General features: G+C 37.5%; 16 protein-coding genes and 1 tRNA gene. 10 read left to right on the top strand and 7 right to left on the bottom strand.

What is annotated here, in order from left to right; genetic code table 11:
• The first annotated feature begins 53 nt into the window (after positions 1-53).
• From J2743_RS10210 to J2743_RS10200, 3 genes are all read left to right on the top strand, one after another.
• A complete protein-coding gene (locus J2743_RS10210; protein WP_209626863.1) occupies positions 54-596 on the top strand; it encodes an AAA family ATPase in 543 nt (180 codons plus the stop codon).
• Between the two features lie 292 nt (positions 597-888).
• Positions 889-961: transfer RNA gene (locus J2743_RS10205), tRNA-Ile, on the top strand.
• A 461-nt stretch (positions 962-1,422) separates the two neighbouring features.
• Positions 1,423-1,983, top strand: coding sequence for a LemA family protein (locus tag J2743_RS10200; protein WP_209626861.1), 561 nt, complete (start codon positions 1,423-1,425; stop codon positions 1,981-1,983).
• A 97-nt stretch (positions 1,984-2,080) separates the two neighbouring features.
• On the opposite strand, the gene J2743_RS10195 is transcribed toward J2743_RS10200, so the two are convergent.
• The 7 genes from J2743_RS10195 to glmS form a co-directional block, all read right to left on the bottom strand.
• Positions 2,081-4,573 (bottom strand): DUF5814 domain-containing protein, encoded by a 2,493-nt coding sequence (locus tag J2743_RS10195; protein WP_209626858.1) that lies wholly within the window; start codon positions 4,571-4,573, stop codon positions 2,081-2,083.
• 173 nt (positions 4,574-4,746) lie between these two features.
• The gene (locus J2743_RS10190) at positions 4,747-5,277 is read right to left on the bottom strand and encodes a 2'-5' RNA ligase family protein (RefSeq protein ID WP_209626856.1); all 531 of its coding nucleotides are present in this window, start codon (positions 5,275-5,277) and stop codon (positions 4,747-4,749) included.
• Positions 5,278-5,487: 210 nt separating this feature from the next.
• Positions 5,488-7,149, bottom strand: a complete 1,662-nt coding sequence (locus tag J2743_RS10185) for an AMP-binding protein (RefSeq protein ID WP_209626854.1) — start codon at positions 7,147-7,149, stop codon at positions 5,488-5,490.
• Positions 7,150-7,270: 121 nt separating this feature from the next.
• Positions 7,271-7,678 carry an acyl-CoA thioesterase gene (locus tag J2743_RS10180; RefSeq protein WP_209626852.1) on the bottom strand — a complete coding sequence of 136 codons (408 nt, stop codon included), beginning with the start codon at positions 7,676-7,678 and terminating at the stop codon, positions 7,271-7,273.
• 50 nt (positions 7,679-7,728) lie between these two features.
• A complete protein-coding gene (locus tag J2743_RS10175) occupies positions 7,729-8,310 on the bottom strand; it encodes a helix-turn-helix domain-containing protein (protein ID WP_209626850.1) in 582 nt (193 codons plus the stop codon).
• Positions 8,311-8,582: 272 nt separating this feature from the next.
• A complete protein-coding gene (locus J2743_RS10170; protein ID WP_209626848.1) occupies positions 8,583-8,876 on the bottom strand; it encodes a hypothetical protein in 294 nt (97 codons plus the stop codon).
• A gap of 336 nt (positions 8,877-9,212) precedes the next feature.
• Complete coding sequence (gene glmS, locus J2743_RS10165) at positions 9,213-10,994, bottom strand: glutamine--fructose-6-phosphate transaminase (isomerizing) (protein ID WP_209626846.1); 1,782 nt, start codon at positions 10,992-10,994, stop codon at positions 9,213-9,215.
• 191 nt (positions 10,995-11,185) lie between these two features.
• Between glmS and purC the strand changes: the two genes are divergently transcribed.
• The 7 genes from purC (at position 11,186) to recJ (ending at position 16,410) form a co-directional block, all read left to right on the top strand.
• On the top strand, positions 11,186-11,932 hold the full coding sequence (gene purC / locus J2743_RS10160) for a phosphoribosylaminoimidazolesuccinocarboxamide synthase (protein ID WP_209626843.1): 747 nt from the start codon (positions 11,186-11,188) through the stop codon (positions 11,930-11,932).
• Positions 11,933-12,101: 169 nt separating this feature from the next.
• Complete coding sequence (gene purS, locus J2743_RS10155) at positions 12,102-12,356, top strand: phosphoribosylformylglycinamidine synthase subunit PurS (protein WP_209626841.1); 255 nt, start codon at positions 12,102-12,104, stop codon at positions 12,354-12,356.
• Position 12,357: 1 nt separating this feature from the next.
• The gene (purQ, locus tag J2743_RS10150) at positions 12,358-13,008 is read left to right on the top strand and encodes a phosphoribosylformylglycinamidine synthase subunit PurQ (protein ID WP_209626839.1); all 651 of its coding nucleotides are present in this window, start codon (positions 12,358-12,360) and stop codon (positions 13,006-13,008) included.
• A gap of 93 nt (positions 13,009-13,101) precedes the next feature.
• The gene (cobA, locus tag J2743_RS10145; protein WP_209626837.1) at positions 13,102-13,827 is read left to right on the top strand and encodes a uroporphyrinogen-III C-methyltransferase; all 726 of its coding nucleotides are present in this window, start codon (positions 13,102-13,104) and stop codon (positions 13,825-13,827) included.
• Positions 13,824-14,621, top strand: coding sequence for a uroporphyrinogen-III synthase (locus tag J2743_RS10140; protein WP_209626835.1), 798 nt, complete (start codon positions 13,824-13,826; stop codon positions 14,619-14,621). Before cobA ends, J2743_RS10140 begins: the two co-directional genes overlap by 4 nt.
• Positions 14,622-14,648: 27 nt before the next feature.
• The gene (locus J2743_RS10135) at positions 14,649-14,933 is read left to right on the top strand and encodes a signal recognition particle protein Srp19 (protein ID WP_209626833.1); all 285 of its coding nucleotides are present in this window, start codon (positions 14,649-14,651) and stop codon (positions 14,931-14,933) included.
• A gap of 82 nt (positions 14,934-15,015) precedes the next feature.
• Positions 15,016-16,410 carry a single-stranded-DNA-specific exonuclease RecJ gene (gene recJ / locus J2743_RS10130; RefSeq protein WP_209626831.1) on the top strand — a complete coding sequence of 465 codons (1,395 nt, stop codon included), beginning with the start codon at positions 15,016-15,018 and terminating at the stop codon, positions 16,408-16,410.
• Positions 16,411-16,435: the final 25 nt, after the last annotated feature.

Raw genomic sequence — 16,435 nt, 5'->3', positions numbered from 1 at the left:
CTATTTTTGGTGTTGAGGTCTCAATATTAATCTCAATATAAGTTGTGTTTAAAATGAGGCCCTGGGAGCGGGTTGCTGTAGTGGGAGTTCCGGGAGTCGGGAAAACTTCACTATGTAAGGCTGTCTCCCTTAATTCAGATTACTCCCACATAAACTATGGAGAGTTAATGCTGAAAACAGCCCAGAACAGGGGCTTAGCAACAACTCTGGTTGAAATGTTTCGTTTAGAACTTTCAATCCAATATGACATTTGGAAAACAGTTGCTTTTCAAATCAAGGACCGAAAAAATGTTCTTTTAGATCTTCATGGTGTAGACTGCTTTAAAGAGGGATATCTGATTTCACTACCCTTTGAAATCATGAATCCTGATCTAATAATCATCATAGAATCTGACTATGAAGACATTATTAAACGGAGACTTACTGATTCTTCTAAAAAAAGGTTTTTAGACAGGCAAAGTCATCTTAATGAACATATTAAGATGTTGAGATTTGCCATGATAAATATTTCAGCACGTTTAGGTTGTAACTTGGCAATAGTGAATAACAATGATTTTGAAATCTGCCTAAAACAACTAAAACTAATATTGAACTAACAACTAATATTGAACTCATAACTAATATTGAACTCATAACTAATATTGAACTAATAAATTGAAATTCTTAGAATAAAAACATCAGTCCTGAAATAGAGATCATGGTGAAAAAAATAATGATTAAAATTTGATCAAATGAGATTTTGACCATAATAAATATCATATTTTTAACAAAAATTCACCGTGGCAGCACAAGGATTATATAGGATGAACTCTAAATCTTGCATCTACCCCTGCAGTTTTTAAATTTAATTAAATTAATCCTATCCGAAAAGCTGTACTACTATTTGAGGGGCCCGTGGCTTAGGCGGTAGAGCGCACGGCTGATAACCGTGAGGTCCTGGGTTCGAATCCCAGCGGGCCCATTATTACATGAACTATTACTCTTTTATAGGAAATATATCCATTTTAAACCATTATTATCCAAAACGAAGGTATTTTCATAGTTTTTTATGCCACATGTTTTGGCATTATATTTTGTGAAAAAGTAATAATAAGTTCTTTTCAAAAAATATATATGCTGAGTTTGGGATACTATATGATGGAGCAATGGTAAATCTGGTAATTAATTACCTCATTTTTTTACCTCATTTACCATTTTCTTCCTTTTATTTTACAATATAGTAACATTTAAATAATTATCAACCATTTTAAGTTATAACTATCTTTTATTTTCTAAAAATTAGTCCAAATATCAAATCTATAAAATGGAGTATTACTGTTGTTTATTGGAATTCTCCATTACTTTAGCAACATAAAAATATTTAAATAACACAGATTATAAGAGGATTAATAATTAATAAAGGATTTTTTTAAAGGTGATTTAATGTGGAACTTAATTGGATTCGGAGTAGTAGTTTTAATCATTATTATATTCTTTGCAATCATCATTGGAATCTATAATAGTCTGGTTAAACTTCAAAATGGAGTTGAAGGTGCCTGGTCACAGATAAATGTTCAACTGGAAAGAAGATCTGACCTGATTAAAAATCTGGTTGAAACAGTTAAAGGTTATGCAACCCATGAAAAAACCACATTCCAAGAAGTTAGTGAAGCCCGTTCCGATTTAAAAAACGCAGAAACAGTTAAAGAAAATGAAAAGGCGGATAATGCCTTAAAGGGTACTTTAAAAAGTCTTTTTGCAGTTGCAGAAAACTACCCTGAACTGAAGGCTGATGAGAACTTCCTAGAATTGCAGGATCAGCTATCAGAAACTGAAGATAAAATCGCCAAGTACCGAGAATTTTACAATGAAGTTGTTCTAACCTACAACAACAAACGTGAAGTGTTCCCTAATAATATTGTGTCTAATTTCTTTAAATTCCAGGAAGCTGAATTCTTCGAACATGAAGACTACGCAGAAGAGGTTCCTGAAGTTGATTTCTAGATTTATCATGAAAATTTGTAATATTTGTAATATTTTTAATAGTTATTACAGATATAAAACGTATTATGGGAGTTTATTTGTGGGTAAATCTGGAAAATTACTTTTCTATTTTCCTTATCAATCCATCACACTCCCGAATAACCTTTTTATTCCCATGAACATTGGCTATTCTACGCACTGCCTCAAACATCCTGATTAAGGAGTCAAACCAGCTGAAAATATCACCAGCATAGGCATGGATTTCATATTCGCGCATGAGTTTTCTGCTGATATCCACTGGATCTTTCCCCTGAAGTCTCTGTTTAATTATTTTTCGGGAAAGTTCCCTTTGAAAACAACCACAAAATGGTCTTTCCTTACATTTGCAGGTGTAAAAATCCATTTGAAGCTTCATCAGACGCTCCCTAAGATGTGGTTCCAGTTTAGAAATTGCGGTACCTGAGCTGAGGATGTCAAGGGTGCTGTCAGCAAACAAACGACTGGACATGTTTATTTTAAGAATACGTCCCATTTGGGTGGTGATTCTATTGGAAAGATATGCATTTTCAAAAGGCTCCAGTTTCAGTGCAATATCCATAGGACGCATCTTTACTAGGTTCTTGCGAACAAATTCAGCACAGGGGTAATCTAAAAAGGACATAGCAACTGCCCTACCATATTTAGTAGGTGTTATTTTGCCTTCTTTTTCCTTCACCAAACTATAATCTAACAGGATATTGAAAGCCTCTTCAAATGGTAAGGGTAACTCTTCATCTTCATAATTCTGTTCTATCTGCAGGAAGGTGTCAACACATCCTGCACAAACATCTGCTAGGAACTGTTCAATTTGACTGTCCTCAGAATAAGTGACATTAACCGGTTCCACTTCACTGGATAGAAGGTTCATGGCCTGTGCTTCCTCAGTTTCATCCCCATAGCTTCTTCCCACTTCTGGTAAAAGGTACACCTTTCCCTGATCATGATATGTGGGTCTGCCAGCCCTGCCAAGCATTTGAGAGAATTCATTTGGAGTTAGTTGCTTGTTTCCCATGGTCAAACTCTCAAATAACACTTGCGAAGCAGGAAAATCAACACCAGCAGCCAGTGCGGCAGTGGTCACCACTGCCCCCAGTTTCTGATTTCCAAAATCTTTCTCTATTTTATTTTTTTTGGCATATGATAAACCAGCATGATAGGCTGCTGTTTTAACACCCCTTCGAACCAGATAATCAGCAAGAATATGAGTTTTGCGGCGTGAGTTTGTGAAAATGATGCTTTGACCATGATATCCTTTATTTGACCGGTGTTGGTATTCAACACGGGATAATTGGGCAAGGAGATGATTTTTCTCCTCTTCTGTTCTGACAAATATCAGATGTCTTTCCAGTGGCACGGGTCGCAATGGATATTCAACCAGTTTCATGCCAAATTCCTGGGCGATTTTCTGGGGATTTTTTATGGTGGCTGATAATCCGATTAACTGTAAATGGGGGAAAAGGGTTTTTAAACGATGAATAAGTCCCCTGAGGCGGGGGCCTCTTTCATCATCCCCTAACATGTGAATTTCATCCACCACTACGGTCTTCAAATCGCCTAGTTGGGATGATCTATCGGCACGTAGTAGAAAATCAAGACCCTCATATGTCCCCACAACAATGTCAGCATCATCTATTTTCTCATCAGGAAGGATGAGCTCTTCTTTGGCCTTTATTCTACTCATTCCCACTCTTATGGAAACTTTTAATCCCATTTTCTGGTATCTTTTTTCAAAATCTCTGTATTTCTGATTGGCCAATGCCACCAGTGGAGTTAAAAAGAGAAGTTTTCCTCCTTCAAGGGCGCGTGATACTCCAGCCATCTCCCCGATCAGTGTTTTTCCACTGGCAGTAGCTGAAACCACCAGGAGGTTCTCTCCTTCCAGGAGTCCGGCCTGAAGGGCCAGAACCTGCACTGGCAGCAGATAAGTGCCCTGTGTTTTGAGAGAATCTTTAAGTTTTTCAGGAATATTGAGGGTGTCTATCCTAATTTTTGGAAGATTATCTGCTTTTTTAGTGGTTATTTTATCGTATAATGTGAGTTTTTGATTTTTTAGGGGGTCAAATCGTGGATCAAAAACACTTAACACCTTGGCCAGATCTCCGGTTTCATCCAATATTCTCCTGAATCTGGGAAAAGTACTCATATCATACGATCGGGCTTTTAACTCCCTTTTTATCTCGTTTTCTGCACATAAACGGCAGAGATAATCTCCATGATAAAAATATGATTTTTCTTTTTGGATGAGTGTGATAAAGCCTTCGAATGTGCAGTGTCTGCAGATAAGAGTGTGTTTATATTTTATATTTAATGAATGGAGGAATTCTTCACTGTCAGAGTCACTGCCTACCATGAATACATTCTGTTTTCTGAGGATCTTTATTGCCTCACTGGGGGGTAGGATGATTTCTTTATCTTTCTTAATTATGAATTTGTGAATCTTTAGTTGACCCTCAACACGACGAAGCTTTATGTAACCATAAAAAAGGGGTTCTCTCCTGTTATTTAAAGCTCCTTTAGAACTTCCAATGGGAAATAACTCCACTATTTTCTTTTTTCTTCTTATTATTATCATTTTCTCGTGTTGGAAAAAAATTGATGCTTATCTGTTTTTACATATTATTTATTCAATTGAATTTAAAGTGATTTATCCAATAAATATTAAATGATTCACCCAATTAAATTCAAGTGATTATTCGTGATTTTATCTAATGTATTAATAAAGTGATTTGAAAATTGCCATGATGATTAGGGAGTTGATAATTTTATTTTCTCAAGAGTTTCAACCTGTTCATCTTGATATTCAACTACATCTAGCTCCATGATACTCCCCTTTATTTGGATATCCAAACCATTTATCTGATCTACCAGTTCCTTGCAGGTCCATTTCTCCACTGAATTGGCAATTACAATATGGGGAATAAAGGGCAGATCCAGGCGTAATTCATCGGCCAGTTTTCCAGAATATAAGTTATCATGGAGTTTAATGATCTGACTGTACCCTTCATCTGGCACCAGGTAGACATGCCAGTAAGGAGTGAATGCATCTTTATCCATAATTGCACATCTTAAAACAAAGTTTATCTCCATATGACCGGCAGCACGTCTTTTAATTTCCTCTATAAATGTCTCTGGTCTCTGGTTAAATACTGGAAATACTAAAATGAAGTGAGGTTCCATTACTCCATGGTAAAGCTCGTCATTTTCTTCTCGAAATCCTTGAATCCATTGATAGTCCTCTTCACTGATTTTGGGATATGCTAACGTTAAAAGTGACATATTTTTCCACCATTATGTGTGTAAAAACTTCTACAATTATGTATAAAAAATGATTGAATTTGAGGATTATAATCATGTCTAATTTTTTTATCACGTTTCAATTATTAATAATAAGTCCTTAAATATAATTTTAAATCCTTAAATATAATATTAACTCATCAACTAAATGCAAACATGTTGAAAGCTTAGAAAAAGATGTTTTTGGAAAAATTACAGGGAAGATTCTTCTTTTTCCAGTTTCTCTTTTAATAATTTTTCTGCCTGTTCTCTGAGTATGAATTTTTGTATCTTGCCACTGGCAGTGAGTGGAAATTCATCTACAACAAAAACATGTTTAGGTACTTTGAAACGGGCAATCTTGGTTCGGGCATAGTCCCGTACATCTTCTTCAGTGAGTTCTGAGTCCTCTTCCAGGATGATACAGGCACCTACAATTTCCCCATACTTCTCATCAGGGATCCCTACTACCTGAACATCCAGGACTCCAGGCATGGTGTATAAAAATTCCTCGATTTCGCGGGGGTAAATGTTTTCTCCACCACGAATAATCATGTCTTTAATACGACCTACAATGGAATAATACCCATCCTCATCTAAAGTTGCCAGATCTCCACTGTGTAACCATCCATCTTCATCTATAACTTCACGGGTTTTTTCTGGCATTTTATAGTACCCTTTCATTACGTTGTAACCTTTACAACATATTTCACCTGTCTGGTCGGTTCCCAAATTTTCACCGGTTTCTGGGTCAACTATTTTTACTTCACATTCAGGTAATGGTTTACCCACGGTTTCCACTCTTTTTATAAGGGGATCATCCACACCGGTCTGAGTGAATCCTGGTGATCCTTCTGTGAGACCGTATACACTGGTGATTTCAGTCATGTTCATATCGTTGACCACCTTTTTCATGGCTTCAATGGGTGGGGTGGAACCTGCCATGATACCGGTGCGTAGGCTAGATAGGTCGAACATTTCAAACATGGGATGACTATATTCGGCGATGAACATGGTTGGAACTCCATATAATGCTGTGCAGCGTTCTTTTTGAACTGCTGCCAGAACCAATAGGGGGTCGAAGACTTCCACCATCACCATGGTAGCTCCATGACTATAGGCAGCCATTACTGCTAGTACAATACCAAAACAATGGAAAAGTGGGACTGTTATGCATAATTTGTCTTTTTCTGTGAATTTTTGTCGTTCCCCTATGTAGTAACCATTGTTGAGGATGTTCCTGTGGGTTAACATCACTCCCTTGGGGAATCCAGTGGTTCCTGAAGTGTATTGCATGTTCACCACTTCATCATTATTAACAGAGGCCTTGATCTTCTGAAATTTCTCCTCATCTCCATGTTTCCCTAATAATAGGAGTTCGTTGGTGTTATACATTCCCCGGTGTTTTTCCTGGCCCACATATATGAGATTTTCCAAAAATGGGAAATCTTTATTTTTTAGTTTTCCCCTTTCCTGGGTTTTTAGTTCAGGGACCAGTTCATAAACTATTTGAAGGTAATCTACATCCTGAAATCCGTCAATAATAGCCAGTGCTTTCATGTCTGACTGTTCCAGAACATAAGCAAGTTCATGGCTTTTGTAAGCTGTGTTTACTGTGACCAGCACTACTCCTATTTTGGAAGTGGCGAACATGAAGGTGAGCCAGTCCGGTACATTTTTGGCCCAGATGCCCACATGGTCACCTTTTTTTATCCCGATTGCAAGTAAACCTTTAGCCAGAAGGTTAACCCTTTCATCAAACTCTTTGTAAGTAAAACGGAGATCCCGATCAGGGTAAACCATAAATTCATGATTGGGATCCTTTTTGACCATTTTTTCCAGGTAATCACCAATAGTTAGCTCCGTGAAAACCATTTTAAAACCTCTGTTTAATTATCCCATTTAATTATGTGCTCATTTTCTAATGATATCAAGTATGATTAGATATGATCTTATTAGATGGATTTTTTTCAAATATTCAAGATAACTGACAAATTCATTCTGGGCAGTCTTCCAGATATTCTTCCAGTTTTTCCCTTATATCATGGGGTATTGGCATTGATTTCTGTTGAATGAAGTCATAGTTCACTAAAACTGCGGTTCCCTTTGCTTTAATATGGCCAGACTGCCATGCTTCGTGGTAGGTAGTGTATGAGCTGTTACCTATTCTTATGATGCTGGTTTTTATGTTCACATCACCGTTGTAGTACATCTGCCCTAAAAATTCGAAATCTGTTTTCACCATTATGAGTTTCCATTTTTCATAACTCAAGTCTAAATCAGGTGTGAATAAACGATAAATGCGATTTCTTGCCAGTTCAAACCATTCTGCAAGGACTATGTTGTTTATATGTCTTAAACCATCGGCGTCTCCGAAACGAGGGGTAACTGTTATTGTATACATTAATAATTCTCCAAATCTAATTTAATTCTCCAAATGTATTGACATCCCCTTTAAAATGGGGTATAAACCACCGCTAACATCTTTGAATCTTTTTCTTTGGCGTGAACATGGTGGGGGACAACAGAATCATAATATATGCTATCTTCTGCCTCTAAAATGTAGTTTTCCTGCCCATAAAGTACTTCTATCTTTCCCTGTATAACGTAAAGAAATTCTTCACCTTCATGGGATGCTAACTGATAATCCTGGTTTTCTGTGGGATGAACATCAATAATGAATGGTTCCATGTGCCTGTCACCCTTCCCATAAGCCAGTGAGTAGAATTCCAGAGCACTCTTGTTACTGTGTTCACCAAGACCTTGTCCTGAAAATCGTATTATGTTATCTGATTTTCCAGATTTGACCATGAATGGGCCACTTTGAGGGGCATCATCAAGGAATGTGCCTAAACGCACACCCAGTGCCCGTGCGATCTTTAAAAGAGGAGTTAATGACGGCACCAGTGCACCGCTTTCCAAGTCTTCAATTAATTCAACACTGCTATAACTGGCTTCTGCCAGTTCTTCAACTGACATTTGACGATCTTCTCTTACCTGACGAATCTTCACTCCAACTTTATTTTCCTCGGACATTAAATCACCTATTCATCTAATTCATAAATTTAACAAGTAAATCACTAATTTCATCCAGTATCCAAATTTATACAACACTTAATTTGCATTATTCTTAAAGGAAGGGATAATATATTTAAAAGATAATTCACCAATTAACCTTTCTTAAAGAGTTTCTTAAAGAGTTCAACATCAATCTTCGGCTAAAAATTACATCCATCGTTAATAATAGATAATTTCCTGAAAAAATGTTTGATATTAGTAAGTTAGGTATTAATTTAACTTTTGTAAGTTTAATTGGTATTGTTAGTTGTAGTGTTATTAACCTTCTTGGTGGTGTTACTGGTGGTTTTATTGGTGGTGTTGGTGGTGTTTATCTGAACATGTCGGTAAATATGTACCGGTGAAAAATCAGAATCACCTATCTGGCTGATCTTCTGTTCACCATTGAAATTGAGATCAGACGGAATTAAACCCACACCAATATCTGTACCTATGTTTAAAGCGTTAGCACCTGAAGCAGCACCAAATGCAATCATAGCAATCATTAAAACAATGAAAATTGTTCCAGATTTTTTAGGTGTCATTCAAATTACCCTATATTCATAAACATAACATAAATTTCATTTAATTAACCAAATTCTGTGGATTACCATTCTAAGTGTTATGGATTGTAACTTAGAATTTGGTGTTAAATCTGAATTTTTTTTTGCCAAATCTAAGTTTCTTTATATTTTTTAGTATACTCTCTATATTTTGAATTTTAAATTTTTTTATATATAGAATATTATTTCAAAACACCTTTAAATATGTGATCATCCACCCAATTATCACCAGCACCTGAAAAATATCAATTTTGGAACTGATTATATTAAAATAGTAAAAATCTGACGGATATATTGAAAAGGGAATAATATAATTTTTTATTCCACAGTAACACATTTAGCCAGGTTTTTGGGTTTGTCCGGATCAATACCCCTGGCAACACTTATATGGTACGATAATAACTGCAGGGGTACCACATAAATTAGGGGTGATAATAACTCACTAATCTCTGGAGGGAATTTTATCATATCATGAGCTTCAAAATTTAGAACATCATCATCAGATGCTCCCAGGGCTATAACCCGCGCTCCTCTGGCATTTACCTCTTCAACATTACTGAGTGTCCGATCATGACTTTTACCAGGAGGCACCACAGCTACCACTGGAACTTCATCATCAATTAATGCTAATGGTCCGTGTTTAAGCTCTCCAGCAGCGTATCCCTCACCATGAATGTATGTAATCTCTTTGAGTTTTAGTGCACCCTCCATTGCTGTGGGATAGGAAAATCCTCTGCCAATGAAGAAAAAATCATTCGAATCTTTGTATTTATCAGCCATTTTGCGGATTTCATCCTCATAAGATAGTACTTCTTCCATGCAATCTGGAATATTCTGAAGTTGTTCTAATAGCCATTTTTTTCGACCCATGCATGCTACCAAGAGATATATGCAGGTTAACTGGCTGATATATGTTTTTGTAGCGGCCACACCGATCTCTGGACCGGCTCGGGTGAATATAACATGATCTGCTTCTCTGGTAGCTGTGCTGCCAAGTACATTGACAATGGCCAGTGTTTCTGCTTTTTTGTTGGCTATTTTAAGTGCTTTTAATGTATCAGCAGTTTCTCCTGACTGGCTGATGAATATAACCAGGGATTCGGGGTCCAGGGCGTCTGCAGCAAATTCGAACTCAGAAGCCAACATCACATCAGTGGGTAGACCTAAAAGTCCTTCAAAAAGATATTTCCCAACCATGGAAGCATGGTATGATGTTCCACAAGCCACAAAGGTGATTCTTTTAAATTCAGGGAATTTGCTGACGATTTTCTCAATTTCTGAAACCTCGAATAGGGTATTTTTAACTGCTTTTGGCTGTTCATGAATCTCTTTTAACATGAAATGATCGTATCCGCCTTTCTGAGCCATTTCAGGAGTCCACTTAATGTTTTCAATCTTTTTGTCCACTACTTTACCATCACGGTCTTTAACAGTGACTCCCTCATCATCCATGATGAAAGTTTCATGGTCTGCCAAGTAGATGATCTTCCTGGTGTGCTGTAATATGGCAGGAGCATCAGAAGCCAGGAAATATTCACCATCCCCCAAACCTAGAATCAGTGGGCTTTCCTTTCTAACACCCATGATTTTATTGGGTTCATCAGAGGATATAACAGCAAATGCATATGAACCGTGGAGTTTATCAATGGTCTGGTTCATGGCTTCCTCAAGACTTAACCCCTGTTTATGGTATTTTTCAATGAGGTGGGCAATAACCTCTGTATCGGTTTGAGAAGTAAAATGGTGTCCTTCACGTTCTAAACGATCTTTAAGTTCTTTGTAGTTTTCAAGGATTCCATTGTGTACTACTGCAATTTTTCCCTCACAATCGGTGTGAGGGTGTGCATTTTCCTGGGTTGGAAGGCCATGGGTAGCCCAACGAACATGTCCTATGCCCATTTCTCCTGGGAGTTCATCTAGTTGAAGTTTCTGTGAAACTTCGTCTATTTTTCCCCTGTCTTTTTTTATCCGGATTCCCGATGATGAGCAGGTAGCAATACCCACTGAATCGTACCCCCTGTATTCCAAGCGTTGCACACAATCCAGGAGTACTGGTGCTGCTTTATTAGTTTTAAGTATACATCCCACTATTCCACACACGAATTTCACCTTGAGAAAAATTTTCTACTTTTGAATAAATGAATATAATCTTACCTAATTTTATAACTCATTTTGATGCTATACATCTATTACAATCTTAATCTATAATAAATTTCTAGTGTAGTTTTATCTTAATGTAGTTTAATATCTATATAAACATTTGACACTAAATAAAGAAAATGGAGTTGAACATGAATCTTGATAAGGAAAATCTCCTGTACCGGGGTAAAGCCAAAGATGTGTACCAGACCAACCACCCTCAGCAAGTTATGGTGAAATTCCGAGACGACATAACAGCTGGTGATGGTGCGAAGAAAGAAGTTATGGGAATGAAGGGTTACTACAATTCCCTGATCTCAGCTAAACTTTTCATGTTATTGGAAGATGCCGGGATAAAAACCCAATACATTGATTTACCTGAACCTGGCTTTATGCTTTCCCATAAACTGGATATGATACCTCTAGAGGTGATAACTAGGAACATCGCCGCAGGAAGTCTCCTAAGGAGATTCCCATTCCAGGAAGGGCAAACTTTCAATCCACCCATCATCCAGATGGACTTTAAAAATGATGAATACCATGACCCCATGTTAAATGATGATATAATTCATGCTCTGGGAATTGCAAGCAATCAGGATCTGGAAATAATCCGCAAAATAACCATGAAAATTAACCAGGTTATAAAAGATTTCCTAGAAAGCAGAGGGTTACTATTCCCTGATTTTAAAATTGAATTCGGTCGAGACTATATGGGGAATATAGTTCTTGGTGATGAGATAAGTCCAGACACCTGTCGTTTCTGGGATCAGAAGACCCGAGACATTATGGATAAAGATCTCTTCAGGAAGGGGGAATCCGGAGTTATTGAAGCTTACCAGAAGGTGACTAACATAATATTGGATGAAAAAGATAAAAAAAGATGGAATTTGGATTTTTGATACATATTAATCAGAGATCTGACTGATTCTCAGGATAAATCCCATGATACAAGTTAATTGAGATAAAGTTAATTGATTCATATAAATTTATTTAGATAACCAATTAAAACTAATAAAAATTCAGATAACAATAAAAAAAACATATCCTAATAAAAATTCTGGTGATGCTATGAAATACAATGCAAAAGTAGAAATTAGTCTGAAAAAAGGAATGCTAAACCCAGAAGCTTCCACTATCCAGAGGGCACTGGCTCTTTTGGATTACCAGGTGGAAGATACATCTACCATGGAAACTATAAAGTTCACATTGGAAGCAACAAATCCTGATGTGGCCCAAAACCAGGTGGTGGAGATGTGTGAACGGCTGCTCTGCAACCCGGTTATCCACGACTACCATATCCAAATCAATCCCACGGGGGACTAAAATGAAAGTGGGGATCATACGCTTCCCTGGCTCTAACTGTGACCGGGATGTATTCTGCGCCCTGGAGTTGGCTGGTGGCCAACCAGAGTATGTATGGTGGAACCAGAGAGATCTATCCAACTTCGATGCAATCGTTATCCCTGGAGGATTTTCCTACGGAGACTATCTCAGGGCAGGAGCCATAGCAGCAATCACCCCAGTAATTGAAGGAATTAAAGAGGTTGTGAAGGATGAAAAACCAGTTTTAGGCATTTGTAACGGTGCCCAGATACTGGCAGAAGTGGGACTGGTCCCAGGAGTCTTCACCTTAAACCAAAAGGCCCAATTCATCTGTGAATGGGTGGAACTTGAGGTTAAAACCAACAGAACACCATTCACTCACCTGTACCAGGAAAACGAAGTCATCAAAATGCCCATTGCCCACGCTGAAGGCAGGTATTACACTGAATATATTGACCAGCTCCATGATCAGGATCAGATAGTTCTCGGATTCAAAGGAAATAATCCTAATGGTTCAATGGAATCCATTACTGGAGTATGTGATCCTGAAGGATTGGTTTGTGCCGTTATGCCCCATCCAGAAAGAGCCTCAGAATCAATCTTAGGATCAGATGATGGTTTGAAGTTTTTCAAGGGCATTATTAATTATTAAAATTTAATCAATAAATTGAGTCTGATAAAAAGAATTGAAGGATAGATAATAACCAATCGATAAATATTTCAATTAAATTTTCACGGTGAATTAATGGTAGTATATTTAGTAGGAGCAGGCCCAGGAGATCCCGATTTAGTGACTCTTAAGGCTATTAAAACCCTGAAAAAAGCAGATGTGGTGGTTTATGATCGTCTGGCCAATGAGGAAATCCTAAACTACGCTAATGGAGCCGAAATGATCTATGTGGGTAAAAGAGCAGGAGCCCACTCCAAAAAACAGGACGAAATAAACGAGATACTCATCCAACAGGGTAAAAAACATGGAGTAGTAGTTCGGCTTAAGGGAGGAGATCCTTTTGTTTTTGGAAGGGGTGGTGAAGAGATGCTGGCCCTATTAAAGGAAGGAATTTCTGTGGAATTGGTACCTGGAGTAACATCAGCTGTTGGTGTTCCCACTACAGCAGGATTGCCTGTAACCCACAGAGGAGTGGCAACCTCTTTTACTGTGGTAACTGGTCATGAAGATCCCACCAAGAAAGATAAACAGGTTAAATGGAATTATAATGCTGATACAATTATTATTCTCATGGGTGTTGCTAACCTAGAAGAAAATATACAAGAAATAATGGAACATAAGGATCCTAAAACTCCGGTCTGTGTTATTGAGAATGGAACCAGTCCCGATGAAAGGATTGTTCTGGGCACCCTAGAAGACATTCACCAAAAAAATATCAATCCTCCTGCCCTGGTGATTATCGGGCCAGTGGTGGATGTATTTAGAGAAATTCAAAATAATAGGTCAGAGGATATGGCATGAACAAATCAGAAGGATTTAAAGGTAAAACTATTGCCATAACCCGGCCTATAGAAAGGGCACAACCCGCAGTTGAGATAGTTAAAGACAACGGGGGCATTCCATTGGTGGTTCCTACACTGGAACTTGAGGCTTTCCCCAGTAAATCCTTAATATATCTTTGTTCTGAGGCCCAAAATCTTGATTGGATAATATTCACATCCCCTGCATCACTGAAATCATTGTTCAAATACTGTAACGATTTCAAAGAAAATCTTAATCCTGAATGTCAGGTTGCAGTTATAGGACCCCGCACAGAAAGGGTTTTGAATAAATATGGGTTGAACACCGATATTATGCCTGATGATTATACTGCTGAAGGACTTCTGAAAGAGTTCCAGAAGATTGATATAAAAGATAAAAAAATAGGGGTTCCACGGACATTTAAAGCGAGAGATGTGCTTCCTGAAGGCTTGAAGAACATGGGGGCCACTGTTATTTTGGCAGAGGCATATAAATCAATCCAGCCTAAGGATAAAAGTAAAGTTGAAACACTTATCGATGATGTCATTAAGGGAAATATAGATGCAATAACCTTTACCAGCCCCCTTACTGTTACCAACCTTTTTGAAATGGCTGGAAATAAAAAAAATAGATTAATAGAAAATTTAAAAGATGAAAAAATCATGGTGGCAGTTATTGGCCCCATAACCCAGAAACCCCTGAATAATATGGGAATAGAATCCATTGCACCCAATAAGTACACTGTAAAAGACATGCTTATGAAATTAATGGATGAAATGAAGGGTATGACTTAAATTTGGAGCTGTGAAGGAAGAATTAACATGAAGGATGAAAAAAGAACAATCATTTGGCCTGATTATATTGATTCTAAGAAGACCAGATCTGAGGGAAGGAAAATTCCCAAAAAACTATCGGTAAGCTCACCTAAAATACGTGAAATCTCCCAGGCAGCTAAAAAACTGGGTTTGAATCCTTCTGTAGAAAAATATAAATCATATCCTCCCTCATGGTGGGAAAAATCTGGAAGGGTAATTGTGGATAAAAAAATGACTAAAAATGAAGTTCTCATTAAAATCAGCAACTTAATCAATGGCTCCAGATCATAACAGCAGACTAAATAATTCTAATAGTTAATGACTTAATTTTAAAAAACCATTGAAACTGGATTATATTATAAAAGGGATGTTGATGACCGTTATTCCGAATACTATGAATAAATCACTGTCTAAGGCCCATGAAATAGTCAAAAATGCAGAAGATGTTAAAATATATAGCCACATAGACTGTGATGGCATATCATCAGGAGCAATTTTGTCATCAACCCTTGACCGCCTGGAAATAGATCATGAAATAGAATTCATAAGCCTGGATATGATTCCCGATTTAAAAAAAGAGAATGAACTTACCATATTCTCTGATCTGGGTTCAGGGCAAAATCTGGATCATTTCAAAACCTCAGAGTCCCGAGTTCTTATCCTGGATCATCATCCCCCATTAAGGAAAGTTTCAGACGAAAAGGGTTTTTTGGAGGTAAATCCCCATTATCATGGTATTGATGGTTCTTTCGAAGTTTCAGGTGGAGGTATGTGTTACCTTCTGGCTAAAACGTTCCAATTTTATGATTTGAGTTGGATTGGTGTTTTGAGTGCCATAGGCGACATGCAAAACAATTTATCAGGGAAACTAGTGGGTGTTAATCAAGAAATAGTTAAAGATAGCGTTAATAGGGGTATGTTAGAATCAGCCAGTGATCTGGCTATATATGGAAGGCAGACCCGGCCCCTATTTGTGGCTCTTTCCTATTTTGGTGATGTTAATCTCCCAATTACCAATAACCGTAATGAAGCCATCCAATTATTAAAAAAACTGGATATTCCAATTAAAAATGGTAAAAAAGAACGTACCCTCTACGATCTTACTATCGATGAAAAGAGAAGACTTTTCAATGAACTGGTTAGAATGATGAGCCGGGCTGTACCTCCTCGTTATGTTAAATACGTTCCCCGTCTGGTTTCAGGGGACTACTATGAATTTCTGAGAGAAGAAAAATATTCACCACTACGTGATGCCAGTGAGTTTTCCACAGCCATAAATGCTTGCAGTAGACATAAAAATCCTGAAATAGCCTTAAAAGTTATTAAAGGTGATAGAAGTAGCAGTTTGGATGAAATGGAAGAGTTAGGCAAACAACACCGCAGTTACCTTGCACAGAAGATGGAGTGGATCCAGGAAGAAGATCGTATAAAAAGTTTGAAAAACCTGCAGTACTTCCATGGGAACGGAATAAAAAGTGAGGTCATTGGTACCATAGCCGGCATGATTTTAAGTTATGGTGACTGGAAAAAACCTATGCTAGGTTTTACCAGTATAAATGAAGAAAATGATAATTTAAAAGTTTCACTGCGTTGTTCCCGGCTTTTAGCCTTTGATGGAATCAATTTCGGCCAGATGATAAGCAAGGTGGCATCAAAGGTAGGGGGTAGTGGTGGTGGTCACTCTACAGCCTGTGGTGCCTACATCCCCCTGGACAAAGAGGAAAAATTTCTGGAAATATTCAATGAATCTCTGAATGGAATCATTTAATCCATTAGAATATAGTATTATCAGT

It is taken from the genome of Methanobacterium petrolearium (genome assembly GCF_017873625.1).
Taxonomy (GTDB): Archaea; Methanobacteriota; Methanobacteria; order Methanobacteriales; family Methanobacteriaceae; genus Methanobacterium; species Methanobacterium petrolearium.
Note: the sequence above shows the minus strand (reverse complement) of the source record. Positions and strands in the feature narration are given on the sequence as shown.

Coding starts and splice junctions, on each gene's coding strand:
- J2743_RS10210 (WP_209626863.1), top strand. CDS start 54: ATGAGGCCCTGGGAGCGGGTTGCTGTAGTGGGAGTTCCGGGAGTCGGG.
- J2743_RS10190 (WP_209626856.1), bottom strand. CDS start 5,277: ATGTCACTTTTAACGTTAGCATATCCCAAAATCAGTGAAGAGGACTAT.
- recJ (WP_209626831.1), top strand. CDS start 15,016: ATGACCGTTATTCCGAATACTATGAATAAATCACTGTCTAAGGCCCAT.
- J2743_RS10185 (WP_209626854.1), bottom strand. CDS start 7,149: ATGGTTTTCACGGAGCTAACTATTGGTGATTACCTGGAAAAAATGGTC.
- J2743_RS10180 (WP_209626852.1), bottom strand. CDS start 7,678: ATGTATACAATAACAGTTACCCCTCGTTTCGGAGACGCCGATGGTTTA.
- J2743_RS10200 (WP_209626861.1), top strand. CDS start 1,423: ATGTGGAACTTAATTGGATTCGGAGTAGTAGTTTTAATCATTATTATA.
- J2743_RS10140 (WP_209626835.1), top strand. CDS start 13,824: ATGAACAAATCAGAAGGATTTAAAGGTAAAACTATTGCCATAACCCGG.
- purS (WP_209626841.1), top strand. CDS start 12,102: ATGAAATACAATGCAAAAGTAGAAATTAGTCTGAAAAAAGGAATGCTA.
- purQ (WP_209626839.1), top strand. CDS start 12,358: ATGAAAGTGGGGATCATACGCTTCCCTGGCTCTAACTGTGACCGGGAT.
- purC (WP_209626843.1), top strand. CDS start 11,186: ATGAATCTTGATAAGGAAAATCTCCTGTACCGGGGTAAAGCCAAAGAT.
- J2743_RS10170 (WP_209626848.1), bottom strand. CDS start 8,876: ATGACACCTAAAAAATCTGGAACAATTTTCATTGTTTTAATGATTGCT.
- J2743_RS10195 (WP_209626858.1), bottom strand. CDS start 4,573: ATGATAATAATAAGAAGAAAAAAGAAAATAGTGGAGTTATTTCCCATT.
- J2743_RS10135 (WP_209626833.1), top strand. CDS start 14,649: ATGAAGGATGAAAAAAGAACAATCATTTGGCCTGATTATATTGATTCT.
- J2743_RS10175 (WP_209626850.1), bottom strand. CDS start 8,310: ATGTCCGAGGAAAATAAAGTTGGAGTGAAGATTCGTCAGGTAAGAGAA.
- cobA (WP_209626837.1), top strand. CDS start 13,102: ATGGTAGTATATTTAGTAGGAGCAGGCCCAGGAGATCCCGATTTAGTG.